Source organism: Vibrio phycocola (assembly GCF_053850235.1).
Window position 1 is genome coordinate 218,181 of record NZ_JBSQDJ010000005.1, and the last position, 25,926, is coordinate 244,106.

Here is a 25,926-nt window from a genome sequence, read left to right on the forward strand (position 1 = left end):
TCTCTCAATAATTAATCCATTGTTTCTACTATAGTTCATAAATGAGACTCATGTTGATAGTTCTCCTAATTAATACGATATTGTTGATATTACATAGAATACTAATAAAAGTGCCATACTGAACATTCAGTATGGCACTTGAGTATTATAAGGTTAAAAATGCAGAGTTATGCGGTTTTTGGAGGGTAGCTTTCCAAAATTTCCACGCCTGACTCAGAGGTAATCGTTACTGATTCGATACCAGCAGGGCAGAAGAAACGGTCAAATTTGTTGAGTTGGGTCGTTTCTTCACCAATTTTGATTGTGCATTCACCTTCAACCACGATGCCGATGTAAAAATCGTTTTCAGATTTTTCAACGCTACCTTGTATTGTCGATTTTTTCACACGGAACTTATCGGTTACGGTTTCATCTATCAAGGTTTCTTGGAATGATTGATCCGAATAACGATGGTTCACCGAAGGTTGTTGAAAGAACTTCTCAACGGTCTCTTCTACAGATAATTTTTCAAAATCAAACACATCCATACAAAAATCTAGGCCACGCCTCATAAACCGAGCTTCTTCCGGCATCGTATAACCCGCTTTTGTAAATTCAAAGCGAACGGCCCAATCAGATGGCTCCATTATTTCAACCATCAAAATACCTTCACCAATGGCATGAGGTGAACCACCGGGAATAAACAGACAATCCCCTGGTTTTACGGCTATTTTCTCGAAGCACTCTTCCATTGCGTCGATATTTTGCGTTTCAATCATCTCTTTAAACGCTTCTCGAGATGGCGGATGTTGAAATCCAACATAGACATAGGGGTTAGTGACTTCTTCGCGAATATCAAGAATATAATACCCCTCAGCTTTACCGTGATTACTGTCTAGGTATTCACGCGCAAATTCCGCGGTAGGGTGAGCTTGGAAGTGTAAACGTACCGACGAATCGAGAAACTTAACCAACAACATAGGGTTAAGGTCAAACGCTTTATTATGCTTTTCACCTAGAAAGTAGCTTGGGTCAGATTTGAGGAGTTCGTCAAAACGAATGGATTCATCGCCAACCACAGCATGTGAAATACCTTCAACGATGTGTTCTCGATCTGGGTTGACCGCTTGAGTGGTCGAGCCAATCCAATCTTCAGGAAAGTGAGTATCACCAGGTACTGACTTTTGCTCTAATTGGTCGAGGATTTTACCCCCAGTATAGGTCCGCCAAACGCGATTTGAGGTAAATCGAACAAGTTTATTTGTATAATTCATTAGCCTAGTTACTCAGATTGAAGTTGTAATGTTTTGGTAATTAGTGCTTTCGCGCCATTTGTTTTAAGCTCGTTAACGGCTGAAATAAGCTCGGTAACGAACGTTTTATTCTCGATTAAATCTTGGCCAAAAATATTGCTGAGGCGAAGTAGTGATAATACGATTTCTTCAGCGGTTTCAGCCCCTTTATAAGCGTCTCTTAATTGTTCAAGCATTGGGTCATTGACAATGATTTGCTCACCTTTTTCATCGGTTTCGCCAACGTAAACCATCCAACCAGCAATGCCAAGAATAAGCCAAGTTACAGAGGTTCCATTTTCGATATGGAAACGCAGAGATTCACACATACGCTGTGGTAATTTCTGACTGCCATCAGTCGCAATTTGCCATGTTTCATGTTTCACGCTTGCATTTGAGAATCGTGAAATCAGTAAGTTCGCGTATTCCGCCAAATCAGTACCTTCTGGCATCGATAATGTGCTGGCTTGTTCAACACTCATTAATTGAAACGCAGCCTGACGAAAGGCTTCATCGGCCATGGTTTCATAGATATAGCGATATCCAGCAAGATAACCAAGATAGGCTAAAAATGAGTGGCTGCCATTGAGCATACGAAGCTTCATGTTTTCAAAAGGAATGACATCGGCAACAAACATAGCACCAACAGCATCCCATTCTGGGCGGCCGTTTACAAAGTTATCCTCGATAACCCATTGTCTGAACGGTTCACATACAATACCACAAGGATCTTCAACGCCTAGGCTCTCGGTAAGTTCCACAAGGCTTGCCTCAGTAATGGCGGGAACAATGCGGTCGACCATGGTACAAGGGAATGTGACATTTTTTTCTATCCAGTTACCGAGATTAGTATCAAGTTCGTTTGCGTAATCAAGAATTACTTGCTTGGCGACATGGCTATTTTCCTGGATGTTATCGCAAGACATGACCGTAAATGGGGTAATGTTTGATTCCTTGCGAATTCTCAATGCTTCAACAATATATCCGATGGCAGATGAGGGGGTTTGTGGGTTAGCTAAATCAGAAATGATAAGAGAATTATTAAAATCCAAATGCCCAGTACTGAGATCTGCGCAGTACCCTTTTTCGGTTATGGTCATTGATACGATAGCGACTTGCGGTTCAGCTAATTTATCTAATACCGCCTGTTTCCCATCATGAATCGGGTGGACGGATTCAATCACAGCTCGACTAATTTTAGATACGTTAGAGTCGGTATTCTTTTCAAGTACGGAATATAAATGGTCCTGTTCACGTAACTGTTTAATCAGTTGGCCACCAAATAAGTTTATCTCACAAATACCCCAATCAGACCCTGTTTTCTCAATCATCTCACTGGTGTAAAGACCTTGGTGTGCGCGATGAAATGCACCAAAGCCGATGTGGACAATGCGGGTTTTAAGATTTGAACGATCATAATTTGGATTTATGACATGTGAGTTCAAAGGGGTATTCGATATGTTTTTAGCCACGTTAGTATCCTATTGGATGTAAATTAAGAAATGAGTGATACAACCAAAAGAGCGCTAATTAAAGCGCTCTTTTAGGGTGAAGCTGTTATTTAGGGAAAGCGCCGGGCATCAGCTTTTGTGGAAGCCATAATGCAATCTCTGGGAACATAATAATCAACAGTAAAATAAGCAGCATCGGTAAGAGAATGGTGATGACTTCTCGCATTACTTGAACGACGTTCATTCCACCTATCGAGGCTGATATGAGCAAGCACAAACCATATGGCGGGGTCACCAGTCCAAATGCTAAAGAGATAATTCCGATAATTGCAAAGACTACTGGAGATATATCTGCTTGAGCCGCCACCGGCAATAATACGGTACCTAAGATAATGATGGTTGGAATCGCATCAATAAACAGGCCAAAGAATAAAAACAAGAAGGCAATAACAAGCGACGTTCCGATTGTTCCAAATTCCATATCAGTCATAAAGGTGATTATTAAGCGAGGTACGTTGTAGTACGCCAATAACCAACCAAATACTGAAGCGGTACCGATTGCAAACAGTGAAATTGATGCAAAACGTCCGGTGTCATAAAGGATGGTTCCGACTTGGCGTGGTGTTACTGTTTTATAAATCACCATACCGAGGAACAACGAGTAACCTGCTGCAATAATGGCACTTTCTGTTGGAGTAACGATTCCTGCAACGATACCGTATATAACGAATACAGGCGTTAACATCGCAGCGGCTGCTCCTTTAAACGCGGTACAAGCCGATTTCCAAGTTGGTTTCATGGCAATCGGGTAGTTATACACTTTCGCGTATCCATATACGGTTGCCATGAGAGCAAAGCCGATCATAAACCCAGGTACTGCTCCAGCGAGAAATAGAGCACCAACTGATACTTGCATCACACCACCCCAAACAATCATTAAGATACTTGGAGGGATAATTACGCCCATAACGGCAGAACAAGCGGTAATCGCAATAGCAAAACGGCGGTCATAGCCTTCATTAATCATTGCTGGAATTAGGATTTTACCGCAACCAGCTGCGTCGGCTGTTGATGATCCCGATATACCAGCAAATAGCATTGATACGGCAACGTTAACATGGCCTAAACCACCGGGCATCCAACCTGTTAATACTCGAGCCAAATCGATAAGTTTATCGGTAATTTTACCGGCATTCATCAGGTTTGCCGCGAGTAAGAAAAATGGAACGGCGAGCAAAATGAAAGAATTATAAGATTGGAACATTCGGTCGATGATAATAAAAGGAGTCAACCTGATATCTAGTGCAACGACAGGTAGGGTGGCAATACCTAATGCAAAGGCAACAGGTACACGTAATATAACCAGAAGTAGGAAGCTGCCAACTAATAAAGCGCAGGCTATTCCAGTAGAAAGAATCATGATGTCGCCCTTTTATTCGTTTTGTATTCTTGAAATGCTTCGGCAAGGTTTAACAATGAGAATACCCCCCAAAGCAGTCCAGCGAGCGGAATGGTAATGTGGGTTATCAGTAGATTTGCATTCATCATTACTGAATGTTGGATAGAACCAAATTTCGCGTAATCAATGCCATACCAAGAGAATAGGAAACCAAATCCACCCACAGCAACGTATACAATGGATTTTTGAATCAGCAAGATAAGTGGGTTTTTACTGTCAGGCAGAACTTGAACATCAAAGTGGGTATTTTCCCAAACAGCTAAAACGGAGCCTATCATTACGACCCAAACGAAAATGAATGTCGCGAGTTCTTCAGTCCAAAGATACACTGGAATAATTCCTGTATATCGGGCGAGAACCTGCATTGCGACGGGAATAATAAGTGCGCCGGTTAAGACACCTAAGATGACTTTTAGCACAGTGCAAAGCGACGTTAGCTGGCGCTTGATCATATTGAACCTCGAACAACTATTTCGTAAACAATAAAATATCCTTGAGGCCAATCTAGGCCTCAAAGATATTTATGATTAACTAAAATAAAGATTAATAAGCATTACTTGGTACGGATAGCTTCAAGTAATTCAGTTGCATTGATACTTGCTGCGAATTTATCTTGAACAGGTTTAACCATATCGAGCAGTTTTTCACGACCTTCAAACTCAGATACTTGGATTTGTCCAGCATCCGCCATTTGCTTAAGTTTAATGCCGTCTTCACGAGATTCTAGTTCACGACCGTAATCACCGGCTTCTTTACCTGCTTTCATGATTGCAGCTTGAAGTTCTTCAGGAAGCTTACGGAAACTTTTACCACTAAATACGATTGGGCGTACGGTAATTGTGTGAGCAGTAAGTGTTACGTTAGGCGCAACTTCGTAGAACTTAAGGTTTTGGATACTTGCCGCTTCATTTTCTAGACCAGCAACTACACCGGTTTGAATCGCATTATAGACTTCGTTGTATGCGATAGCAGAAGGGGCTGCACCGATAGCATCAAAGATTTGAGCCTGAATTGGAGCGCCCATCACACGCATTTTGTGGCCAGCTAACTCATCCATATTGCTGATTTTTGTATTTGAAATCAGGTTACGAGTACCACCGCCAGCATAACCAACAATAACGATATCGGCTTTATCAGCAAGCTCTTGCTCTAATGGTGCAAGAGTGTCGCTAGACAGTACTGTGTTCCAGTGGTCTAAGTCACGGAATAAAAATGGCATGTCCATAAGTGGAATTGAAGGAGCGAAACGAGCCATATTTGAAGGTGCTAAGATGGTGTAATCAATTGCCACACCTTGGTTTAAGAAAGTCACGTAGTCTTTCTCAACACCTAATTCGCCGTTGAGACGTAAATCGAACTCAACATCACCTTTATAATACTGTTCAGTTAATTCAGCGAATTTCACCATTGTTTTAGTAAATGTATGTTTATCATCAAACATGCTCGCGCCACGAAGTGTCTCTGCACTTACTGAAGCTGCTGAAGTAGCCAAAGCTGCAAACGTTACGCTTGCTACCGTCGTTTTAAGGACCTTTTTAAATTTCTTACTAATTAACATAGGACATTTCCTTGTTTATATTTTTTGATTGTAGGGTAGTTAAAACTATGCAACTCATGTCTTCAAAATTGATTGAAATTTTAAAAGTAATATTTAAGACATGGAGCTTAGTATAAAGATGTTTTTGGTAAGGCCAAATGACGAACCTCACAATTAAGTGTCCTGACCAATCTTTTGGTTAATCGTGTGAGTTGGGTCAATAAATGTACACATTTTGATTGAAATTGAGGTAATTTTACGCAAGATAAGCCTTATAAAACTAAATTAATAAAAATTGGACTGACCAATTAAATCATATTAGTATGATTAATATGTCTTAAAATACGCATTATATGAGAGTAATCACAGTGTGTTTAAATGCTCATAACTTGCATTTACAAGGGCTTGAAATCAATGACTTTACCTAAGCGCTTATACCAAGAGGTCGGTGCTGCATTAAAAGAACGGATATCAGCAGGAGAGTTTGCTGTCGGTGACAAGTTGCCACCAGAACGGGAAATATCCGAGATGATGACCGTGAGCCGATCGGTAGTACGTGAGGCGTTGATCATGCTTGAAATTCAAGGCATCGTGAATGTACGTAAAGGCTCTGGTGTTTACGTAATTCGAATTCCTACTGAAAGAACGCATTCACAATCTAGAAAAGAGGAAGATTGTGATGACGTGAACGATGATGTCGGCCCTTTTGAAATGCTTCAAGCTCGTCAGTTTCTTGAAAGTCGTATTGCTGAGTTTGCCGCTCGGCAGATTACGAAAAATGACATCTCAAAACTGCGTCACTCTCTTGAATTAGAACGTATTAATCTCGAAAACGATCGTAAAGATTACGATGGTGATGAGATGTTTCATATCGCCATCGCTGACGCAACACAAAATAGTGTACTCAGTGATATGGTGCGAGACCTTTGGGTCCGTCGAAATAATAGCCCAATGTGGCAGCAATTGCATAAACACATTAGCAATGAAAATTACCGTAAGCGTTGGCTGCATGATCATGAATTGATTCTGGCGAGTCTTCAGCGGCGAGACCCTGCTGGAGCGCGTGATGCAATGTGGCAACATTTGGAAAATGTTAAACAGACACTACTTGGTTTATCGGATATTAGCCATCCACAGTTTGATGGTTACTTGTTTAATATTGATCCCATCACTCATTACCCTACCGATTAGAAATAGAACAATGCCCATTGGGAAAACATAGCTGCCAATGGGCCTATCAAGCTATAGACATAATATATTTAGAGAGGATATAACATGGAACAGACATGGCGTTGGTATGGACCAAATGACCCTGTATCACTCGATGACATTCGCCAAGCGGGTGTTACCGGTATCGTTTCCGCATTACATCACATTCCAAATGGTGAAGTATGGCCAGTAGATGAGATCGAGAAACGGAAGTCAGAAATTGAAGCTAAAGGTATGGTTTGGTCCGTGGTGGAAAGTGTTCCGGTGCATGAAGAAATTAAAACGCGCACAGGTGAATTTCAGACGTGGATTAACAATTACAAAACGACGTTAGAAAACCTCGCGAAGTGTGGTATCGATACGATTTGCTACAACTTTATGCCGGTGGTGGATTGGACTCGTACTGACCTTGAGTATGAAATGCCGGATGGTTCTAAAGCGTTGCGTTTCGATCAAATTGCTTTTGCTGCATTTGAATTGTTTATTTTGAAGCGTCCTAATGCGCAATCGGATTATACCGAAGCAGAGCAGGCAAGTGCGAAGCAGTATTATGATGCAATGACTCCAGCAGACGTTAGCAAGTTAACCAAAAATATCATCGCGGGATTGCCGGGTGCTGAAGAAGGTTACACTCTGGATGAATTTCAGAAACAGTTAGATCGTTACAACGGTATTGATAGCCAGCGTCTGCGCGAGCACTTAGCTTCATTTCTTAAGGAAATTACACCTGTTTGTGATGCGAACGGCTTACGTTTAGCGATTCATCCTGACGATCCACCGCGTCCGATTTTGGGCTTACCTCGTGTCGTTTCTACTATCGATGATATTCAGTGGTTAACGGAAGAAGTGCCGAGTCAGTCTAACGGTATTACGATGTGTACTGGTTCTTATGGTGTTCGTGCTGATAATGACCTTGTCACCATGACTGAAACATTTGCCGACCGTGTTTATTTCACGCACTTGCGTTCAACTCAGCGTGAAGAAAACCCGATGAGTTTCCATGAAGCTTCTCATATGGCTGGGAATGTCGATATGTATGGTATGGTCAAAGCTATTTTGGCAGAAGAGCAGCGCCGTTCTGGGACGGGGGATGAACGTTTAATTCCAATGCGTCCCGATCATGGTCATCAAATGTTGGATGATTTGAGAAAGAAAACTAACCCAGGTTATTCTGCGATTGGTCGTTTAAAAGGTTTAGCTGAAGTTCGAGGTATGGAAGCCGCACTTAAGCGAGCATTTTTTAGCTAGCTTTAAGCCGCTATTTTCCAGTTAAATTTAATATGGCCTCGAGATGAGGCCATTTTTTTATGTTTCGTTTAAGACTTAAGCAGAGCGTGGTTGGCGCAGTTTTTAGTTACATCGCCATTGAGAGCCGCAATTAGATTGTCGACAGCGCAAGTGGCCATATTATGGCGAGTCTCTGTTGTGGCTGAACCGATATGAGGGACGATCACGGCGTTGTCCAATTGGCACAGTGGTGAATCTCCTGGGAGAGGCTCCACCTCAAACACATCCAAACCTGCTGCTCGAATTGTTTTGTGAGTTAGGGCTTCTATTAATGCAGCCTCATCAACGACCTTTCCTCGAGAACCATTTACGAAGATAGCGGAGCTTTTCATTAGTTCAAATTCTGGTTGACCAATGAGTCCTTCTGTTTCTTTGGTCAGAGGTACCATGACACAAATAAAGTCTGAGCTAGACAGCACCTCTTTCAAACTCATTTTAGTGGCACTTAAGTGCTGTTCCGCCTCTTCATGTTGTGAACGATTGTAATATTGGATATTCATGTCAAAGCCTAAATGTGCTCGACGAGCAATGGCATAACCAATTCGACCCATTCCAATAATACCGAGTGTTTTTCCATATACGTCTGTGCCGAAAAATGCTTCCCCAATGCTACCTTTCCACTCTCCGTTGCGAACAAAATTGGATAACTCGACGGTACGCCGAGCGGCACACATCATTAGCATGAAAATTGTGTCTGCTGTCGTGTTATTCATGACACCTGGCGTATGCATCAAGGGAATATTTCTCGACGCGAGGTATTCCAAATCATATTGGTCGGTACCCACCGATATGGTCGACGCTGCACGCAATTTTTTAGCGTGTTGAAGAATTTCGGGGCCCATATAATCGCCTGCGCCAATCAAACCTTCCGCGTCTTCCAAAGCAGCCATAAACTCTGCTCGGTTGTGGTCGTTAACATAATCAAATGCTGTGACGTAAAAAAGCGCCTCCAATCTCTGACGTTGGTACTCGGGCAAGGGTTTATAGAGAACGATTTTAGATTTCATATTAACGCCTTTCTAATACAATGTTACGCATGTACCGATGATTACTGTATACCCATGGTTAAATGGTTAATTGGGCATTTTTTCAAAGCAAGATATATCGTTAAGGATGCCATCCCAATTGCCTTTGCTATCGGTAAAAATGTGCGCTTGTGGTGATACATCTATTTCAGAATCCAAGCTACCAGCTGGTACTGCAACGATATCTCTTTCAACGTTATGAAGTGGAACAAGTGAACTGCAGCTCGAGCAAAAGTTGCGCGCAAAATTGGTATCGGGGTGGCGATAATGGCTAATTTTGTCTTCGCCGCTTAGCCATTTAACCTTGGCTGCTGGAGCAAATAGGTTTGAGCAATGTGCAGAGCCAGATGTTTTTCGGCAACGACTGCAATGGCATAAAAAGAATTTTTTGAATTCACCGATAACTTCAAATTGAACAGCACCACATAAACATGAACCATTGTGTATTTGTGTCATTTCCTATCTCCTAGTGTGATTGTTAGCCTTAGTGTTGGCGACGAATTGAATAATGTTGCCCCGACGTTGAATTGAGATCGATTACGACGGCTTTGCCACCATAACCGTGTTGATTACATTTTGCTCTGACGGCAACATGGGTTACCGCTTCGGGAATGTGAATACCACATTGACGGCGAGTAAAAGGCTGTTCGTTATCATGAGGATGTGCGAGTAATCGATAACCTAATTGGTTACCGTCTAAGTCAATCACTTCCCAACCATCCGCATAATGATCCCAACCTTGGTCGTTATGGCGAACTGATGTATTAAAGCACCAACTTCCATCATCGGTTTGCAAAGCGTCGACATGAGTGACTTGAGCAAAATCGAGCGATGTTGAGTAGTTTTCTGAGTCAAATTGAGCGGCGTACGCTGATGACATAACCGCGAATGAAAGCAATGCGAATCTCATTATCATTCTCTTCGTAACCTATTGTTAACAATCTTATAGTGTAAATTGGTTACGATTCAATACCAATCCCGATATTGTGACTTAGATAGGATATCGATTGATATCTTCTAAAGCCTATCGCTTTAATGGGGTAGATAGTCGACGAAAAGTGCAAGCCCAAATAATATTAAAATAATCCCTGCGCCTTTTTCAATGATATGAATCGCTGAATATAACCAGTTTTGAACACGAGACTGACCAATAATACTGGCAATGACTAAATCCCAAACTAAGACGGCAAAAAACATCCATACTCCGCAAGAAACCTGCTGAACTACAGAGACCTCATTGCCTAGAATAACCGCCATCAGGCTCATGTAGAATAACGCGTTTTTAGGGTTGAGGAGGGCAGAATATAATCCGAGTAAGAGCTGTTTTTTCGCCGATGGAATCGCTACATGGGAGGTGTGAAACATAGAGTCATCTTGTTGGCTTTTGACCAGACGTGAGCCTATCCACAACAAGTAGACGGCACCGAGTAATTCTACGGTCGAAAATAGTAGTGGGTAGTCCTTAAGAGAACTCCAGCCCACGATTGTGATTGCAATATAAAATGCGTTGCCCAAAGCGATACCAAGGCAGATAAATTGGCTACCTTTTAGTTTGTAGCGGATCGCATGGGCGATCAGTAAGAAGAAATCTTGCCCTGGGCTTAACAGCGCAACAAAATGGGCGAGAGCAAGCGCAGGAAAAGCCGCAGGTAGAAGGGTGCTGAGTTGCATAAATAAAAACCTATTGTCAAATGAAACCCTGACTATAGGTGGTTGAATTAGTGAATTATTGTCGAAAATTGATGTGAGCTTGTTGATATTGTCTTGGCGTTGATGCGGTATAATTAATAAACGCACGGTGCAATTGACTTTGGTCAGAGAAGCCAACTTCAATTGCGGCATCGACAATCGTTGCGCCAGATTTTAACAGTTGTTTCGCTCGTTCGACGCGATAGTTATTCAAGAACGACTTTGGTGTAATGCCAAATTGGTGCTTGAAACTACGAATCATAGCTTCTTTCGTTCGCCCTATTTGCACAGCAAGTGTGTCTAAGGAAGGTGGGTGAATAATATCTTCAAGTAACTTAGATCGGACACTGTGTATTAGTGTATCTTCGTTAGCCGCTGGATTAATCGGAATACAGTAGCGGTGAATAAGTGCGACCAACCTAGGTTCAATCTCATGTACCGTTATGTCTAAATCGTGAGCCATTAATTGATTGATAAGCAAGTTCCAAGTAGCGGATGACGCTTTGAGAGGTGAAGATTCACAACTAAATTGATTGACTGGGTGATCATATAATTTGCTTAGTTGCTGGCAACACCAGTGCTGGTCAATATAAAGCATGTGATAGCTTCGCGGTAGCTCTTCAACTGGATTGCAGGAGTGAACACAATTTGGCTCGATGAGAATCATGTCATTTGGATGCAACAAGCTGTGTTGTTGGTTTATGGTTAAGTTCGTTATACCGGCTTGAATAATGCCGATTGAAAGCTCTGGATGACTATGAGGTTTATATCCTTGTCCGCTGTTCATCGTTGATCGAATCGTCAGGTAGGGAAGGCGTTGGCTGGCCCAAAACTGCTGACTGATATCTCGAACGTGATGATTCACTGAGCTGGCTCCATAAGGTTAATCTGGCAGCTATCTTATTGAATCTAAGTAGAAGGAGCAACCTAGATGATAAACTCCTCCAATTCAGATACGAAATCAACCTCAGTTCTAGTGGCGCACTACTCAGTTTTAATTCGTCAGTGCTTGTTTTACTTGCACTTCAATTTGCGGTAGGAAGGTTTTGTAAGTTGAAACATCTAAGCCACGACGAAGACTTTCTGCTATGGCGTAATTATAGGCCATCGAGTATGTGAAAAATCGATAATAACCTTCACAAAGTCGGTTTTTACCTGAAGTGTCGCGGTGTTTAGGACACCCAGATTGGCATAACCCTTTTACTTTACAACCGGCACATGCATCATCGTGATTTGTGGAGTTTTTAACAAATCGTTGTTGAATATCGCTATTTAACAGATCTACGAAATTATCATTGGCGATATTGCCTAATTTATAAGACGGTTCAACATAGTGGTCACAAGCATATACCGAACCATTACGTTCAACGGCGAGTTGACGCCCACACTCATGTGAATGCACACAGAATGTTTCAACCCCTTGTGAGGTTCGAGTAAAAGTAGCATCAAAAAGTTGAATGGATACTCGGCCGAGACCATTTTTCAACCAAGCATCAAATACGGTTACTAGAAATTCCCCCCAATGTGCAGAATCCAGTCCCTGAGATCCTACTACCGGTAAGAATTGGATACTTGTCGCATTTAGTTCTTCATTGAAGTAACGGTATATGTTCGCACCATGGGTGACGTTGTTGTTGTGGATAACGCATAGGATATTGGTGGTTATGTTTCTGGATTTAAGCTTTTTATATCCACGAATGACGTTGTCGTGACTACCGGACTCCGAATAATAGATTCTTTGAGCATCATGGATAGAAAGAGGCCCGTCAATGGAGATGCCGACTAAGAAATTGTGTTGCTTTAAAAAGTCTGCCCAGCGATCGGTAATTAATGTGCCATTGGTTTGAATCGCATTTGTAATCGTCATTCCAGGGCGTTGATATTTGCGTTGTAACTCGACCGCGAGTTCATAAAATTCGATGCCAGCCATCATCGGCTCGCCACCTTGCCATACAAACTGAACTTCTTTACAGCCTTGCGGTTGTTCATCGATATACTTTTTAGTGAGTAGCTCTAATGTTTCGTTGGTCATTCGGTCGCCATCTTCACTTTTTTCTTTATAAAAGCAGTATTGGCAATTCAAATTACACACATCGCCGACGGGCTTAATAATGGCGTGAAATGGGTATTTCATTTAGTACTCCTCAACTAAGCAGGCTAACAGAATCGTTAGCCTGCGGTTCTATCATTTAGTTTCGATAGCTATTTTGCTTCTCGAAATGGAATATCAGCGAATTTTCCATCGCGGAGCATCCAAGTTTGACGATGGTAAAGAGTTGGATACGTCCAATCTTTTTCCACCATTCCAACATCAGCGGCATACTCATCAAACAATGCGACCAGTTCAGCCAGTTTCTCTGGTTGCTCACTTGCAATGTTGACTTGTTCTGATGGGTCATTCGCGATGTTAAATAGCTGCCAATCTTTCCCGACTTTTGGCACATGTGGGCCATTCATACCACGCAGTTTGTAATCACCTTTGACCAACATTTTGTAGCCATTCAGTTCTATCGAAATATGGTCTTCTGGAGAGCGGACTTGTTTCTCTTCACCGGCTAAGAACGGTACCAGTGATTTACCAGAAAACTCATGCAGTTCGATACCATTACGAGTTGTTGGTTTTTCAATGCCAGCCCAATCTAAAATGGTCGGAGTGACATCGGTCACCATGCTGTTGCCAGATGTGACGAACTGGTTTTTGTTTACGATTCCGGCACCAGAAACAATGAATGGAACTCTTACGCCACCTTGCCCAGTTGTTGTTTTATAGTAAGCGTACGGAGTCGTACCTGCTTCAGCCCAACCTGCTTCATAAGATACGTATGAGTTTGGCAGACCCATATTTTCATATGAAAGATCGAATCCGTCATAAAATTTCGGTGCGTTGCCTGAATAGTTGGTATCCGGTTTTGGATTGGTGCCATTATCGTGAGCGTAGATAATGCGGGTTGTTTCGTATTCACCGATGTCTTTTAGGTGCTGAACTAAACGTCCAACATTATTATCCAACTCTACAAGCATCGCTGCGTAGATCGCCATTGACTTAGCAGATACTTTCTTTTCCTCGTCAGAAAGGGAGTCCCAAGGTTTAAAGTCTTTATTATCAACGACGTCCTTAGCATTTTTATCGACTAATCCGAGCTCTTTAACGCGTTCAAGTCTTTGTTTTCTGATAACGTCATAACCCACGTCATAGCGACCATCATTGAACTTATCAATCCACTCTTTATGTGCTTGCAGTGGGTTATGCGGCGCAGTGTATGCCAAATAAGTAAAGAACGGGGTGTCAGTTGCCTTATCACCAATGTATTCAATTGCTCGGTCGGTATAATAGTCGGTCGAGTAGAAGTCACTCGGTAGCTCATCAAGTCTTACACCATCTTCAGAATAGAAAAAGTGTGGTTCTTCAAAACCATTTAAAGGTAACTGATCGGCATAATGTGAAATACCACCGCCAAGGAACGCGAATGATTTATCAAATCCTCTTCCTTTTGGTGATGTTTGTGGTGTATTCCCTAAATGCCATTTGCCTGACATGTAAGTATTGTAACCACCGGCTTTGAGCATCTCGGCAACTGTCATGACTTTATTATTTAGCGTCCCTTCATATCCTGCTCGACCTACTTGGTTGGCGGAACGAAGCGGAGGCATATTACCCATCCCTGTCTTGTGGTTATCGACACCGGTTAGGATCATTGAACGTGTTGGTGCCGACATTGGGTTGGTATAGTAGTCGGTCATTTTTACCCCATTTTCTGCGAGTGCACAGATATTAGGAGTAGGGATTTCGCCGCCGTAACAAGAGAGGTCTGAATAGCCCATGTCATCGGTGAGGATAAGAATAATATTGGGTTTTTCGGCTTGTGTTACAGAGGCTGCGGTTGCTTGAAAACCTGCTGTAAGTGCTAAGCCTGCCGCTATTGCGATAGTACATTTTGATAACTTCATAAAAGCTCCATTCTGTATTGTTAGACCATTTTGTTAGGAGGAGCCAAACTCAATTTTAAAGAGAGACTCCAGTTAATTATCTGGTCTTATTAAGTCATGAAAGAGCTCGATGAAGCGTCTCAACCGCTCAGTTAATACCAATACATATTAGATTTGTGAGCCATAAGACATATAAATATGTTGGTTCGTAACTTATGGAAAATAAACAATTTTATTAAGCAACACTCTCCTTTATCGACTCAGTGCATCGACACGATTTACGGTATTGAGACGGAGTCATATTACAGTTCGCTTTAAAAACACGGTTAAATGTGGGCTTCGAGTTGAAACCACCTTGGTAAGCAATATCAAGCAGTGTCAGTGAACGTTGACTAGGGTTTTGCATTATTGCTTGAACGGTTTTTATTCGGTGTTCATTAATGTAGGTATAGAAATTCTTGCCCAATTCTTCACTGAATACTTGAGTAAGATAATGGCGTGGTATTGATAATTGTAATGCCAATTTATCGGCAGTTAAATTTGGGTCTAAATACGGTTTTTCTTTTTCTATGTAGCTCTCGATTAATAAAAGCAGTTCTCTTGCTTTATCATGGGTTAACCCAGAGCGTTCATATCGTACTTTATGGTGACATGTCTCTCTAGAAATATCATTTTGAGCGTCATTGAGCACAAAAGTATCGGGTTCTTCTTGAGTTTCTGATGTGGGTGACGAGGCTTCAGTAAAGGAAGTCGATGCATGGTTAGGATTACTCTTTTGACTAAGGATTGGGTAGAAGACTTGCAGCTGGTTGAGTCCAAAAAAACTTAATACAAACATAAAGGTGAGTAACGCGAAGATTCGAGTGTGCAGTAGCTCGGGAAAAGAGAACAGCATAAATATAAAGGGTTGAATCGAAGTGACAATCAGTCCAATGCTTAGCCACCTTAACCACTTCAAAGATATTGACGATGAAAGAGAAGAGAATTGGTCCAACACGTTCTGTTTATGCTTCTTCAATCGATTTAAGGTCACGCTCGCGTAGCCCAAAGACGAGGCTAGAATTGCAGTGGAAAGTAGGTTACCTAATAGGCTGTTGTTGATATCAAGGTTAGGGTTGAAGGTTAACTCTGGTACAAAAAGTAGCTTGTATATGACTGCGAGAATAAAGGGCAATGAATGGACCACAAATTGATTTTTTGTCCAATTATAGCCATTGGTTATATAGTTGGTGTACAGCAGCAGTAGTGGCCCAAACGTTAGCGCGTAAGGCAGTTTATCTTTTAATAGTGGAATAGGGAGATCAAAACCCTGAGGGCACACTAAATCAGAAACCATCGGCAATGCTAGAAACATCATCCAGAAAACTAGAATCATATCGCCAGTATTTCTTGGCTTTCTAGAAAGCAAAAATAGAATGATAAACAGAGAATGTACGATGCCTATATAAAGCAGTACTTCCATGTTTCGAGTCCTCCATTTGAAATGTACGAAAGGATCAAGAGCTTCGATTTGTGTTAGTGCATTCTAATTTATGGCTAAGTACAAGACGCAGTGGGTAGTCTCATTTCATTAAAATTACCATTCCATATGCGGGAAGGGAGATTCCATAAATGAAGTGGTGAATAGGTAGGCATTCTTGTTGATCGTATTTACGGATGAATTATCTATCCGACAAATGAATTTATAAGGCTTAATTCTATTGCTGATAGGCGAGCTCGCTTTTATAATACCGCCCCTCACTAATCAGCGTATATTGCGAAACAATTTTTAAGGTTAATATAAACTCAATGACCATTGATCCATCTCATCTAGGCTATGCTGCGGCATTCTGTACGACATGCTCTTTTATTCCTCAAGTTATTCATACACTAAAGACAAAAAACACGGATGCAATATCGTTGGGGATGTACTTATTTTTTGTATTTGGGGTTGCGTTGTGGTTAATCTATGGGCTATTTGATTGGAATCTACCGATAATTGTTGCCAATACCGCAACACTGAGTCTTGCTTCGGTGATTTTGGTTGTTAAGCTTAGAAGCGTGTTTGCGAAACGTAAAGAGACGTGCCTACCTTAGAGTTTGGTTTTAGGCTGATATTGATAGACGTGCTGTCATAGCACGTCTGTAATTCATCGATTTAATGGCTTACTTTGGCTGAGCGTCGATGCATTGACCGTGAATCGCTTGTCCTTCTGGTGCCATAAGATACAAATAGAGTGGAATAATATCTTCTGGTGTCTTCAGGTTATCTGGATTTTCTGCTGGAAAGGCTTGTGCACGCATCTTGGTCCGTGTGCCACCTGGATTGATAGCATTGACTCGAACAGATGTATTGCTTAACTCATCCGCAAGAACTTGCATCATTCCTTCTGTTGCAAACTTAGACATCGCGTAGACACCCCAATATGCTCGCCCAACATGGCCGACGCTTGATGTGGTGAAAATCACTCGTCCATCATCAGACTTATGCAGCAAAGGCAAAAGGGTTTGTGTCATTAGAAAGGGCGCTTTCACATTGACTTGCATCACCTCATCGTAAGCGTCTTCGCCTATATGTTCGAATGGGGTAATAACACCTAATAGACCTGCGCTGTGCAAAATACCATCTAACTGACCAAATTGACCATCAATTGTGTCCGCCATGTCTTGATAATTCTGTTTGGTGGCACCATTCATATCTAAAGGAATGATGGCTGGTTGTGCCGCACCCAGGTTTTCGATTTCATCGTAAGTTTGTTCTAGCTTAGCCACGGTTCGACCTAACAAGATAACCGTTGCGCCATGCTGAGCATAGCTGATTGCTGCTTGTTTACCGATGCCATCACCTGCACCCGTGACCAAAATGGTTTTGCCTTTAAGAGCTTGCGAAGAAACAGAATAATCCACGCTCTACCGCCTTATCGTTATGATTTATTTATTAAGATGGGTACAATACACCAAATCGCACATGAGAGGATTACATCAGTGGAATTTTTATTAGATTATGGCTTATTTTTAGCTAAGATTGCGACTGTGGTCGTGGCTATTGTAGCTGTACTGATCATTATTAAGTCGGTTAACGGAAAGCATCCATCATCAAAAGGTGAGTTGGAAGTGGTTAACTTGACAGAGAAACATAAGAATACCGTTGAGCATTTAGAGCATCATATTCACGATGAAGCCTTTCTTAAAGCTCGTCATAAAGCGGAAAAGAAAGACGAGAAAGCGAAACACAAATCTGAAACTAAAGAAATTAAGAAAGCCGCTAAAGCTGGCACACTGGAAGCGAAGCGCGACGCACATCTTTTTGTGTTGAACTTCAACGGCAGTATCGATGCAAAAGAAGTCAGCGCACTTCGTGAGGAGATCACTGCGATTCTCGCTATTGCTCAAGAAGGTGATGAAGTATTGCTTAAGCTCGAATCTGGCGGTGGTATGGTCCATGGTTACGGTTTGGCATCCTCACAACTTGACCGCTTAAAAGCGAAAGAGATTAAGTTAACGATTGCCGTTGATAAAGTCGCGGCGAGTGGTGGTTATATGATGGCATGTATAGCCGATCATGTAGTCTCAGCGCCTTTTGCGATCGTCGGTTCAATTGGCGTGATTGCTCAATTGCCTAACTTTAGTAAGCTTTTAAAGAAACATGATATTGAATATGAGCAGCTTACCGCAGGCGAATTTAAGCGCACTTTAACAATGTTTGGTGAAAACACAGATAAAGCGCGTGAGAAATTCAAACAAGAGTTAGAAGAAACTCACGGCTTGTTTAAAGACTTTATTCGAGAACGTCGCCCTTCTTTAGATGTGGACTCGGTTGCAACGGGAGAGCATTGGTTTGGAACTCAAGCACACAAACTTGGATTGGTTGATGAGATAAAAACGTCTGATGACTTGATTGTAGATGCATGTCAGGAGAAAACCGTGCTTGCGATCAGTTATGTACAGAAGAAAAAGCTTACTGATAAGCTATCCGGTGTTGCTGGAGAAGCTGCTGAAAACGTATTTATGAGATTGCTCAGCCGCGGACAACGACCAATCGTTTAATGACGACCCAGAGAATAATAAACCTCGCAATTGCGGGGTTTTTCTTTGTTAAGGCGAGCTAGATGGTTACGTAATAACGTAAGAGCAAATGGCTCATTGAGATAATAATCTAGAAAAATAAATCTGTTAGATAAAAACAGGCAAACTTCACTTGCAGAATAGGGCGTGAACAAGTAACGTGACGCCAGTTTTTCTACATACATCACATTTTTATAAAGGGTCTGGTTTTGATTTCAACCGCAAATATTACTCAACAGTTTGGTGCTAAGCCGCTGTTTGAAAACATTTCAGTTAAATTTGGCGAAGGCAATCGCTACGGTCTTATTGGTGCTAATGGTTGTGGTAAATCAACCTTTATGAAAATTCTAAGTGGTGAGCTCGAGCAAACCAGTGGCAACGTGAGTTACGACCCTAACGAGCGTGTTGCGAAGCTGAATCAGGATCAGTTTGCTTATGAAGAGTATACGGTTGTTGATACCGTTATTATGGGTTTCAAAGAACTCTGGGAAGTAAAACAAGAACGTGACCGCATCTATTCTTTAGCTGAAATGAGCGAAGAAGATGGAATGAAAGTGGCTGACCTTGAAACAGAATTTGCTGAAATGGACGGTTATATGGCCGAATCCAAAGCCGGTGAATTACTGTTGGCGGTGGGTATTCCTCTTGAGCAGCATTATGGTTTGATGAGTGAAGTTGCTCCCGGCTGGAAACTGCGTGTGCTGTTAGCACAGGTATTATTCGCAGACCCGCACATCATGTTGCTTGACGAACCAACCAACAACCTGGATATGGATACGATTCGCTGGCTTGAAGAGACGTTAAACCAGCGTAACTGCACCATGATTATCATCTCGCACGACCGTCACTTTCTAAACTCGGTTTGTACTCATATGGCTGATTTGGATTACGGCGAATTACGTCTTTATCCAGGAAACTACGATGAATACATGATGGCAGCTTCTCAAGTACGTGAACGTTTGTTGTCTGATAACGCAAAGAAAAAAGCACAAATTGCAGAGCTACAAACCTTCGTTGCTCGTTTCTCGGCTAATGCATCAAAAGCGAAGCAGGCAACATCACGAGCGAAACAAATTGATAAGATTCAGCTAGATGAAGTTAAAGCATCAAGTCGTCAAAATCCATTTATTCGTTTCGAGCAGTCAAAAGAGCTGTTCCGTAATGCTCTAGTTGTCGAAAACCTAACTCAAGGTTTTGACAATGATCTCTTTAGTGATTTTTCGGCGATTTTTGAAGTTGGCGAACGTGTCGCAATTATTGGTGAAAATGGCGTAGGTAAAACCACGCTCTTGAATACATTAGCAGGCGTATTAGCGCCTCGCAGCGGAACGTATCAATGGTCTGAAAACTCGAATATTGGTTATTACGCTCAAGATCATGCCCATGATTTTGAGAAAGATATGACGCTTTTTGATTGGATGAACCAATGGCGTCAAGAAGGCGATGATGAGCAAGTTATTCGTAGCTTCTTAGGCCGTATGCTGTTTAGTCAAGACGATATTAAGAAGTCAGTTAAAGTCCTGTCTGGTGGTGAGCAAGGTCGTATGCTTTTAGGTAAGCTTATGATGCACAAACCAAATATGCTGCTGATGGATGAACCAACCAACCACATGGATATGGAATCTATCGAGTCATTAAACACGGCCCTTGAGCAATATAAAGGCACGTTGTTTTTCGTTTCTCATGACCGTATCTTTGTTGATTCTCTGGCGACGCGAGTTATCGTAATTAGTGACAATAAAATTACTGACTTTAGAGGCAGTTATGCTGAATATCTTCGTTCGCAGGGGATTAGCGGGTAGTTATTAGATATTGATAATGAAAGCCACACGTATGTGTGGCTTTTTTGTTTCTGGTTCTATTCTTCTAGTTCACTACGATCTCTATACATATCAGCAATCTTAATAAAGCCTGATTCTACCGCTAGAAATGCATCGACAACATCTGGGTCGAAGTGAGACCCAGAACCTTCCAGAATGATAGACTTGGCTTTCTCATGACTGAACGCTGGCTTATACACACGTTTTGAAATTAAGGCATCATAAACATCCGCCAGCGCCATTAAACGTCCTGCTATTGGGATATCGTCGTGGCTTAGCTTATTAGGGTAACCCGAGCCATCCCATTTTTCGTGGTGTGTTAGCGAAATCTCTCGTGCCACGGTTAAGAATGAACTATTTCCTAGTTGGTCCTCAGCAATTGACAATGCATCAGCGCCAATTTGCGGGTGTCCTTTCATAATATCGAACTCTTCGTCTGTGAGCTTTCCAGGTTTAAGTAGGACAGAGTCAGGAATGCCAACTTTGCCGACATCATGAAGAGGGGCGGATTTGTACAATAAGTCAATGTAGTGAGGCGTTAGTTGTTGCTGGTGTTTCTCGTGTTTTGATATTTCGATAGCGAGAATTTTCACATACTCTTGAGTTCGAATGATGTGAGCACCAGTTTCGTTATCTCTCGATTCAGCGAGAGCTGCAAGCCCAACAATGGCGGCATCACGAGTGACTTGTATCTCCTCTTGACTGCGTTCAAGATAGTCGAGCATTGAATTAGTCATTAAGGCAACGGCCCCAAGTTCATCATTTGAATATACTGGAAGGCGGCTAGAGATTTCTCCGGAGGTTACTCGTATTAGAGCTTCCTCATGTCCAGCAAAGATACGTTTAAGTAGCGAACTCCAAATCGTCATGATGTAAATCGAATAAGCAATTAGAACAACAGACACATAAACGAACTCTTTAATAACACTAATCTTGCCACTACCATCGAGCAATTTTTGGGGATTATTTTCGAGCCAAAAAACGTCTTTAACTCCAATCATGGTCAGGGATATGGTCAAAAATGCAAGTAAAAGCACGACAAGAACAATAGCTTGGGTGACCATAGAGCGTCTTTCATCTTTCGATGGGATACTGGCGGATGCAGCAGTATCGTCAAGAGAATAAATTTTGGCCTGTAGATCAAGAATGAAGCCGGTTAAGAAGCCAAAAAGGGCCATTCCAAAGATCACTTTGGCATTGCTATCCAGAGGGAAATCATAGCTAATAGAGTAATAAGCAGCAAATGGAAGACTCGCTAAAAGTGCTAGGCTAACATCAAGATTGACCAGGTTTTTCATGCCTAAAAAGTTGAAGTGTGTAGATACTATATGGCGAATGATAAATAAAACGCTGTATATCAAACCCACATGGTAGAGTATTTCTAATCCAGTGAGTGTTTCAAGCATTGGGCAAACTCTACCCCCATAAGTCCCAAAAACGACCGCGGCGGTGAAATAGTAGAGGAATGTCTTATTAGGATCGTAGTTTATTTTATTCATGCGCTTCACTTTGAATTGAATACCTATGGGACAACACCGATTCTTGCGTGAGGAATAAGCGATCTCATTACCTTTAAAAAAAGCTCTAATCCATAAATTGTAGTTCAAACTGTCAGAATGTCTTATTTACGATATTTAAAAATGTAACTCTAGATAAATGAGTGACAAATTCGATGCGTAGTGAGATACAATTTTGACTCCTTTTTTTAAAAGCCATCTTTGTACTCGAAGTCTTTAATGATTAGTAAAGAGTGAGAAACTAAAGTCGATATTTCAATTCGATAGAATAAGTGGAGAAGAATAATGAAAATAACATTGGTCACATTCGCGATGGCTATGCTGTTAACTGGTTGTGCAGAAACACTAAAGGGCGTAAAAAAGGATTCATCCACAATATGGGAGCAAACAAAAACAACGACTGGTGAAGTGGTTGATGGAACAAGAGAGGCCATTCACAACGCGACGGAGTAGAATAAACTCAAAAGCCAATCAAGCACATCAAAATAGATAGGCAATGATTGACTTCAGTGTGACTCAAGATTCACTATAGTTGTCGATGGTTGGGTGTTATGAAGGCGAGGAATATCCCTGCAACTAGGCCGATAAGATGTGCTTCAATTGCAATGGGTGCATCGATCATCTCTTCTGTAGAGGCTAATGGTCCAGCCCATTGCTCCCATCCAACTTTTACGATTATCCCTAAGACTAACAGCCAACTGCTTGCTTTTCCTTTCATTAATTCCTGCAGCGCACCGTAGACGAATAAACCATGTAATGTTCCTGAAAGCCCGACATATTGGTCGATATTAGAGAATGGTATTAACGCTCCACCCACGATGATTGATAAAGCAATGGTGATCACTAGTAGTTGAAATGGGTGCGATTGAAAAATGATTCCGATCAGCCATAATGCGGCAACATTCATTATGAGGTGTGGTAGGTTTGTATGGGTAAGGTTTCCTGTTAAAATTCGCCACCATTCGCCATCGAGAATAAGTTCTCTATCCCATATCATAGCGTGGGATACTACCGGGTGCTGGGCAAAGATACAGATTAGGGTAATTATGGCTAAAATTAGGATTCGATACATATGACTTCTCGTTATTGCTCTCAATGTGGAAAGGCTAAAAGAGCATGTATTTGCTCAACAATTCAAACGCTTAATTCTAATTTGGAACTTGTTATTCTTCAGCATCCAACAGAAGAACATCGTCCAATGGGCACAGCGAAAATACTGGCACTGTCTTTACCAAACTCACATCTCTTTATTGGTGAGGACTTCTCCAATCACGAGGGTCTAAATCGACTTCTCGGTGATGCAGAGTATGAGCATTTTGTATTATATCCGAGAGAATACGCTATCGCACTCTCAAATAAACCTACAAAGAACAGCAATAGCCGAAAACAACGTGCGATTCTCTTAGATGGTACATGGAAGAAAGCCTACAAAATATGGCAGTTGTCGAGCAATCTACATTGCTTGCCTTGTGTTAAGTTACCAAGCGAGTTGCATGGAAATTATCGAATTCGGAAAGCGCCTGATCCCAACGCTTTATCGACGGTTGAGGCAGGATTTCATTTGCTATCTTTATGGCATCCAGAACGAGATTTTTCATCACTGATCACCACATTTGAGAAGATGATTGAGTTTCAAATTGCACAAATGCCAGCTGGGGTTTTTGAACGCAATTATCTGAACAAAAAAAACTAAGCAGGAAGGCGTTAGTTTTTTATCGGATGCTATTACTCGAAAACAGTTCTTGATGAAGACGTTGTGCGTAGGCATCGGTCATGGCTGCGATATAGTCACAGATCACACGCATACCTTGATCGGATTGCTGTTCAGCCAGTCGCCATTTTTGTTGCGTTGATTCAGGGAGTAATCGTTCAGGATCAGCATTTAATGCTTCAAATAATTCCATAATGATCTGCTGCCCCTTATATTCGAAGCGCTGAACTTGAGGATTTTGAATCACATAATGACTGACGAATTGTTTTAACACACCTAAAGCTTGTGCCATCGCTGGTTCGAGAATGGCATTATACGCTAGCAATGGAGAGTCAAAGTGGCAATCTACTGGTTGAATTCGCGCGTTCGTTAGTAAAGCGTTCACCATTCCTCCAATGGCATCCTTTCGCTTAAAATGCTCTCCGGAAAATAGCATGTCACTGATCGAGTCTAGATTCGTTTCAAACCAAGGATCACCGCATTGAGTTAAGTTAGCTTCGGCTGCTTCTCGCCACTGATTGCGATTAACCATGCCTAACACGATAGCATCTTCTAAATCGTGGACGCCGTAAGCAATATCGTCCGCCAGCTCCATGATGGAACAATCGAGAGATTTAAACCGAGTTTTCTGATGTCGATTTGGGTTGTCGTTCATTGGGTCACGTAACGTTGCGATCTGTTTTTTATCATGATCACTTAACGGTTCAAATACGCTCGTTAGCTTAGTTTGATCGCAGTCATACACTCCTTTCGCGGGTGCCCAATCTTTGGCTTTGAGCTGGCGTTGATTAATCGGTGGGTGTGGCTGAGTTTTAGCGCTTAGTTGGCTAATCAATACTGGATATTTTAGCAATCCAAGTAGAGTGCGACGAGAAAGGTTCATACCATGGTGTTCGGTATATGGCTCTAGGCGAGTCACGATTCGAAATGTTTGTGCATTGCCTTCAAAGCCACCGTGGTCACGCATCATATAATTTAGGGCAACTTCACCACCGTGACCGTAGGGTGGGTGACCAATATCATGAGCTAAACAGAGAGAATCAATTAAGCTATCTGAGCCCAGTAGTGAATTCAGTTCTGGGTGTTTCAGTTTTAATTGAGCGGCAATTCCAGTTCCTATCTGCGCGGCCTCAAGGGAGTGAGTCAGCCTCGTACGATGAAAGTCATTCAGGTTAGTACCATGAATTTGAGTTTTGGCTTGTAAGCGACGAAAAGCAGCAGAGTGGAGAATGCGAGCGCGGTCGCGTTGGAATGGACTTCGATGGTCATTGAGGCGAAGTTTGTTTTCATCATTATGACGCAATTCCCAAAGTGGGTTTATCGTTAAGTCCATATTTACTCCTGATTCGTAACTTAATTTACCAACCTGTTCTTACTGTAAGATCTTAGTTTAGCTGATTTCATCCAAAGTAAGTTCAAAACTGGGGGCGAAAGTGTCTAAAAAGTAAGTCATTTCAGGTGATTTACGTTGCTCTAACGTGACATCAAGACGCTTTTTCGCCAGTGCGTATTCATGGTTTCCTGCGCTGAGCTCTTCTAAACATTTTAGGTACGCACACAAACAGTCTGCCTGTTTTACGATGAGTTCATCTTCTTCGTACACGGCATCTGAAAGCAAATATGGTTTGAAATCAGCGTGGAACTCTTCAGGAAGCATAGAGAGGAGTTTTTGCTCCGCCGCCGCTTCAATTTTTTTATACTCTTTAGCGATTTCTGGATTGTAGTATTTGACAGGCGTTGGCAGGTCACCTGTGAGCACTTCACTGCTGTCGTGATACATTGCTTTTATTGCAATACGCTCAGGGTTCGTTGAACCGCCAAATTTTCTGTTTTTAATCAGAGCGAGTGCATGAGCCACAAACGCCACTTGTAAACTGTGCTCGGAAACGTTTTCTTTAGAAACAGAACGCATGAGTGGCCAGCGCTGAATTAATTTCATTCTGGCTAGGTGTGCAAAAAAATGACTCTCTTTCATAAAG

At 41.9% G+C, this 25,926-nt stretch carries 25 protein-coding genes; 7 read left to right on the top strand and 18 right to left on the bottom strand.

Annotation, left to right across the window (positions count from 1 at the left end; translation table 11 throughout):
• Positions 1–167: 167 nt before the first annotated feature.
• The 5 genes from ACWU4D_RS08650 to ACWU4D_RS08670 all read right to left on the bottom strand — a co-directional run bounded on the left by ACWU4D_RS08650 (position 168) and on the right by ACWU4D_RS08670 (position 5,739).
• On the bottom strand, positions 168–1,253 hold the full coding sequence (locus ACWU4D_RS08650; RefSeq protein WP_456051004.1) for a class I mannose-6-phosphate isomerase: 1,086 nt from the start codon (positions 1,251–1,253) through the stop codon (positions 168–170).
• Between the two features lie 8 nt (positions 1,254–1,261).
• The gene (locus ACWU4D_RS08655; protein ID WP_456051005.1) at positions 1,262–2,743 is read right to left on the bottom strand and encodes a mannitol dehydrogenase family protein; all 1,482 of its coding nucleotides are present in this window, start codon (positions 2,741–2,743) and stop codon (positions 1,262–1,264) included.
• An 85-nt stretch (positions 2,744–2,828) separates the two neighbouring features.
• Positions 2,829–4,142 (bottom strand): TRAP transporter large permease, encoded by a 1,314-nt coding sequence (locus tag ACWU4D_RS08660; protein ID WP_456051006.1) that lies wholly within the window; start codon positions 4,140–4,142, stop codon positions 2,829–2,831.
• A complete protein-coding gene (locus ACWU4D_RS08665) occupies positions 4,139–4,633 on the bottom strand; it encodes a TRAP transporter small permease (RefSeq protein ID WP_456051007.1) in 495 nt (164 codons plus the stop codon). Before ACWU4D_RS08665 ends, ACWU4D_RS08660 begins: the two co-directional genes overlap by 4 nt.
• 101 nt (positions 4,634–4,734) lie before the next feature.
• Positions 4,735–5,739 carry a TRAP transporter substrate-binding protein gene (locus ACWU4D_RS08670; protein WP_456051008.1) on the bottom strand — a complete coding sequence of 335 codons (1,005 nt, stop codon included), beginning with the start codon at positions 5,737–5,739 and terminating at the stop codon, positions 4,735–4,737.
• 393 nt (positions 5,740–6,132) lie between these two features.
• On the opposite strand from ACWU4D_RS08670, the gene ACWU4D_RS08675 reads away from it, so the two are divergent.
• Together ACWU4D_RS08675 and uxuA are read left to right on the top strand one after the other, a co-directional pair.
• Positions 6,133–6,909 carry an FCD domain-containing protein gene (locus tag ACWU4D_RS08675; RefSeq protein WP_456051009.1) on the top strand — a complete coding sequence of 259 codons (777 nt, stop codon included), beginning with the start codon at positions 6,133–6,135 and terminating at the stop codon, positions 6,907–6,909.
• An 84-nt stretch (positions 6,910–6,993) separates the two neighbouring features.
• Entirely contained in the window at positions 6,994–8,175 is a 1,182-nt protein-coding gene (uxuA, locus tag ACWU4D_RS08680; RefSeq protein ID WP_456051010.1) for a mannonate dehydratase, read from the top strand.
• 68 nt (positions 8,176–8,243) lie between these two features.
• On the opposite strand, the gene ACWU4D_RS08685 is transcribed toward uxuA, so the two are convergent.
• From ACWU4D_RS08685 to ACWU4D_RS08720, 8 genes are all read right to left on the bottom strand, one after another.
• Positions 8,244–9,221, bottom strand: coding sequence for a 2-hydroxyacid dehydrogenase (locus ACWU4D_RS08685; RefSeq protein WP_456051011.1), 978 nt, complete (start codon positions 9,219–9,221; stop codon positions 8,244–8,246).
• A gap of 66 nt (positions 9,222–9,287) precedes the next feature.
• On the bottom strand, positions 9,288–9,695 hold the full coding sequence (locus ACWU4D_RS08690) for a GFA family protein (protein ID WP_456051012.1): 408 nt from the start codon (positions 9,693–9,695) through the stop codon (positions 9,288–9,290).
• Between the two features lie 28 nt (positions 9,696–9,723).
• Positions 9,724–10,149: a hypothetical protein gene (locus ACWU4D_RS08695; RefSeq protein ID WP_456051013.1), complete on the bottom strand. Its 426-nt coding sequence runs from the start codon at positions 10,147–10,149 to the stop codon at positions 9,724–9,726.
• A 122-nt stretch (positions 10,150–10,271) separates the two neighbouring features.
• Positions 10,272–10,910, bottom strand: a complete 639-nt coding sequence (locus tag ACWU4D_RS08700; RefSeq protein ID WP_456051014.1) for a LysE family translocator — start codon at positions 10,908–10,910, stop codon at positions 10,272–10,274.
• Between the two features lie 55 nt (positions 10,911–10,965).
• Positions 10,966–11,793, bottom strand: a complete 828-nt coding sequence (locus ACWU4D_RS08705) for a helix-turn-helix domain-containing protein (RefSeq protein WP_456051015.1) — start codon at positions 11,791–11,793, stop codon at positions 10,966–10,968.
• Between the two features lie 129 nt (positions 11,794–11,922).
• Positions 11,923–13,062 carry an anaerobic sulfatase maturase gene (locus tag ACWU4D_RS08710; RefSeq protein ID WP_456051016.1) on the bottom strand — a complete coding sequence of 380 codons (1,140 nt, stop codon included), beginning with the start codon at positions 13,060–13,062 and terminating at the stop codon, positions 11,923–11,925.
• 68 nt (positions 13,063–13,130) lie between these two features.
• Positions 13,131–14,876 (bottom strand): arylsulfatase, encoded by a 1,746-nt coding sequence (locus ACWU4D_RS08715; protein ID WP_456051017.1) that lies wholly within the window; start codon positions 14,874–14,876, stop codon positions 13,131–13,133.
• Between the two features lie 214 nt (positions 14,877–15,090).
• Positions 15,091–16,317 carry a helix-turn-helix transcriptional regulator gene (locus ACWU4D_RS08720; protein ID WP_456051018.1) on the bottom strand — a complete coding sequence of 409 codons (1,227 nt, stop codon included), beginning with the start codon at positions 16,315–16,317 and terminating at the stop codon, positions 15,091–15,093.
• Between the two features lie 326 nt (positions 16,318–16,643).
• Here ACWU4D_RS08720 and ACWU4D_RS08725 point away from each other — a divergent pair, with 326 nt between their 5' ends.
• The gene (locus tag ACWU4D_RS08725; RefSeq protein WP_456051019.1) at positions 16,644–16,931 is read left to right on the top strand and encodes a SemiSWEET transporter; all 288 of its coding nucleotides are present in this window, start codon (positions 16,644–16,646) and stop codon (positions 16,929–16,931) included.
• A gap of 69 nt (positions 16,932–17,000) precedes the next feature.
• On the opposite strand, the gene ACWU4D_RS08730 is transcribed toward ACWU4D_RS08725, so the two are convergent.
• Complete coding sequence (locus ACWU4D_RS08730) at positions 17,001–17,741, bottom strand: YciK family oxidoreductase (protein WP_456051020.1); 741 nt, start codon at positions 17,739–17,741, stop codon at positions 17,001–17,003.
• A gap of 78 nt (positions 17,742–17,819) precedes the next feature.
• Here ACWU4D_RS08730 and sohB point away from each other — a divergent pair, with 78 nt between their 5' ends.
• Both sohB and ACWU4D_RS08740 read left to right on the top strand, forming a co-directional pair.
• Entirely contained in the window at positions 17,820–18,881 is a 1,062-nt protein-coding gene (gene sohB / locus ACWU4D_RS08735; RefSeq protein WP_456051021.1) for a protease SohB, read from the top strand.
• Between the two features lie 227 nt (positions 18,882–19,108).
• A complete protein-coding gene (locus ACWU4D_RS08740; protein ID WP_456051022.1) occupies positions 19,109–20,701 on the top strand; it encodes an ABC-F family ATPase in 1,593 nt (530 codons plus the stop codon).
• Between the two features lie 56 nt (positions 20,702–20,757).
• Here the strand turns inward: ACWU4D_RS08740 and ACWU4D_RS08745 are convergent, their stop codons facing one another.
• Positions 20,758–22,218, bottom strand: a complete 1,461-nt coding sequence (locus tag ACWU4D_RS08745) for an HD-GYP domain-containing protein (protein WP_456051023.1) — start codon at positions 22,216–22,218, stop codon at positions 20,758–20,760.
• A 303-nt stretch (positions 22,219–22,521) separates the two neighbouring features.
• On the opposite strand from ACWU4D_RS08745, the gene ACWU4D_RS08750 reads away from it, so the two are divergent.
• Positions 22,522–22,689 (top strand): entericidin EcnAB, encoded by a 168-nt coding sequence (locus ACWU4D_RS08750; RefSeq protein ID WP_456051024.1) that lies wholly within the window; start codon positions 22,522–22,524, stop codon positions 22,687–22,689.
• A 73-nt stretch (positions 22,690–22,762) separates the two neighbouring features.
• Here ACWU4D_RS08750 and rrtA read toward each other — a convergent pair whose 3' ends face one another.
• A complete protein-coding gene (rrtA, locus tag ACWU4D_RS08755; RefSeq protein ID WP_456051025.1) occupies positions 22,763–23,308 on the bottom strand; it encodes a rhombosortase in 546 nt (181 codons plus the stop codon).
• Between rrtA and ACWU4D_RS08760 the strand changes: the two genes are divergently transcribed.
• On the top strand, positions 23,309–23,929 hold the full coding sequence (locus ACWU4D_RS08760) for a tRNA-uridine aminocarboxypropyltransferase (RefSeq protein ID WP_456051026.1): 621 nt from the start codon (positions 23,309–23,311) through the stop codon (positions 23,927–23,929).
• A 19-nt stretch (positions 23,930–23,948) separates the two neighbouring features.
• On the opposite strand, the gene ACWU4D_RS08765 is transcribed toward ACWU4D_RS08760, so the two are convergent.
• On the bottom strand, positions 23,949–25,280 hold the full coding sequence (locus ACWU4D_RS08765) for an anti-phage deoxyguanosine triphosphatase (RefSeq protein ID WP_456051027.1): 1,332 nt from the start codon (positions 25,278–25,280) through the stop codon (positions 23,949–23,951).
• 57 nt (positions 25,281–25,337) lie between these two features.
• Positions 25,338–25,922, bottom strand: a complete 585-nt coding sequence (yfbR, locus tag ACWU4D_RS08770; protein WP_456051028.1) for a 5'-deoxynucleotidase — start codon at positions 25,920–25,922, stop codon at positions 25,338–25,340.
• Between the last annotated feature and the right edge of the window lie 4 nt (positions 25,923–25,926).

Bases quoted from the DNA above. Each gene is read 5' to 3' on its own strand.
- ACWU4D_RS08650 (WP_456051004.1), bottom strand. From the start codon at position 1,253: ATGAATTATACAAATAAACTTGTTCGATTTACCTCAAATCGCGTTTGG.
- ACWU4D_RS08660 (WP_456051006.1), bottom strand. From the start codon at position 4,142: ATGATTCTTTCTACTGGAATAGCCTGCGCTTTATTAGTTGGCAGCTTC.
- ACWU4D_RS08665 (WP_456051007.1), bottom strand. From the start codon at position 4,633: ATGATCAAGCGCCAGCTAACGTCGCTTTGCACTGTGCTAAAAGTCATC.
- ACWU4D_RS08670 (WP_456051008.1), bottom strand. From the start codon at position 5,739: ATGTTAATTAGTAAGAAATTTAAAAAGGTCCTTAAAACGACGGTAGCA.
- ACWU4D_RS08675 (WP_456051009.1), top strand. From the start codon at position 6,133: ATGACTTTACCTAAGCGCTTATACCAAGAGGTCGGTGCTGCATTAAAA.
- uxuA (WP_456051010.1), top strand. From the start codon at position 6,994: ATGGAACAGACATGGCGTTGGTATGGACCAAATGACCCTGTATCACTC.
- ACWU4D_RS08685 (WP_456051011.1), bottom strand. From the start codon at position 9,221: ATGAAATCTAAAATCGTTCTCTATAAACCCTTGCCCGAGTACCAACGT.
- ACWU4D_RS08690 (WP_456051012.1), bottom strand. From the start codon at position 9,695: ATGACACAAATACACAATGGTTCATGTTTATGTGGTGCTGTTCAATTT.
- ACWU4D_RS08695 (WP_456051013.1), bottom strand. From the start codon at position 10,149: ATGAGATTCGCATTGCTTTCATTCGCGGTTATGTCATCAGCGTACGCC.
- ACWU4D_RS08700 (WP_456051014.1), bottom strand. From the start codon at position 10,910: ATGCAACTCAGCACCCTTCTACCTGCGGCTTTTCCTGCGCTTGCTCTC.
- ACWU4D_RS08710 (WP_456051016.1), bottom strand. From the start codon at position 13,062: ATGAAATACCCATTTCACGCCATTATTAAGCCCGTCGGCGATGTGTGT.
- ACWU4D_RS08715 (WP_456051017.1), bottom strand. From the start codon at position 14,876: ATGAAGTTATCAAAATGTACTATCGCAATAGCGGCAGGCTTAGCACTT.
- ACWU4D_RS08720 (WP_456051018.1), bottom strand. From the start codon at position 16,317: ATGGAAGTACTGCTTTATATAGGCATCGTACATTCTCTGTTTATCATT.
- ACWU4D_RS08725 (WP_456051019.1), top strand. From the start codon at position 16,644: ATGACCATTGATCCATCTCATCTAGGCTATGCTGCGGCATTCTGTACG.
- ACWU4D_RS08745 (WP_456051023.1), bottom strand. From the start codon at position 22,218: ATGAATAAAATAAACTACGATCCTAATAAGACATTCCTCTACTATTTC.
- ACWU4D_RS08750 (WP_456051024.1), top strand. From the start codon at position 22,522: ATGAAAATAACATTGGTCACATTCGCGATGGCTATGCTGTTAACTGGT.
- rrtA (WP_456051025.1), bottom strand. From the start codon at position 23,308: ATGTATCGAATCCTAATTTTAGCCATAATTACCCTAATCTGTATCTTT.
- ACWU4D_RS08760 (WP_456051026.1), top strand. From the start codon at position 23,309: ATGACTTCTCGTTATTGCTCTCAATGTGGAAAGGCTAAAAGAGCATGT.
- ACWU4D_RS08765 (WP_456051027.1), bottom strand. From the start codon at position 25,280: ATGGACTTAACGATAAACCCACTTTGGGAATTGCGTCATAATGATGAA.
- yfbR (WP_456051028.1), bottom strand. From the start codon at position 25,922: ATGAAAGAGAGTCATTTTTTTGCACACCTAGCCAGAATGAAATTAATT.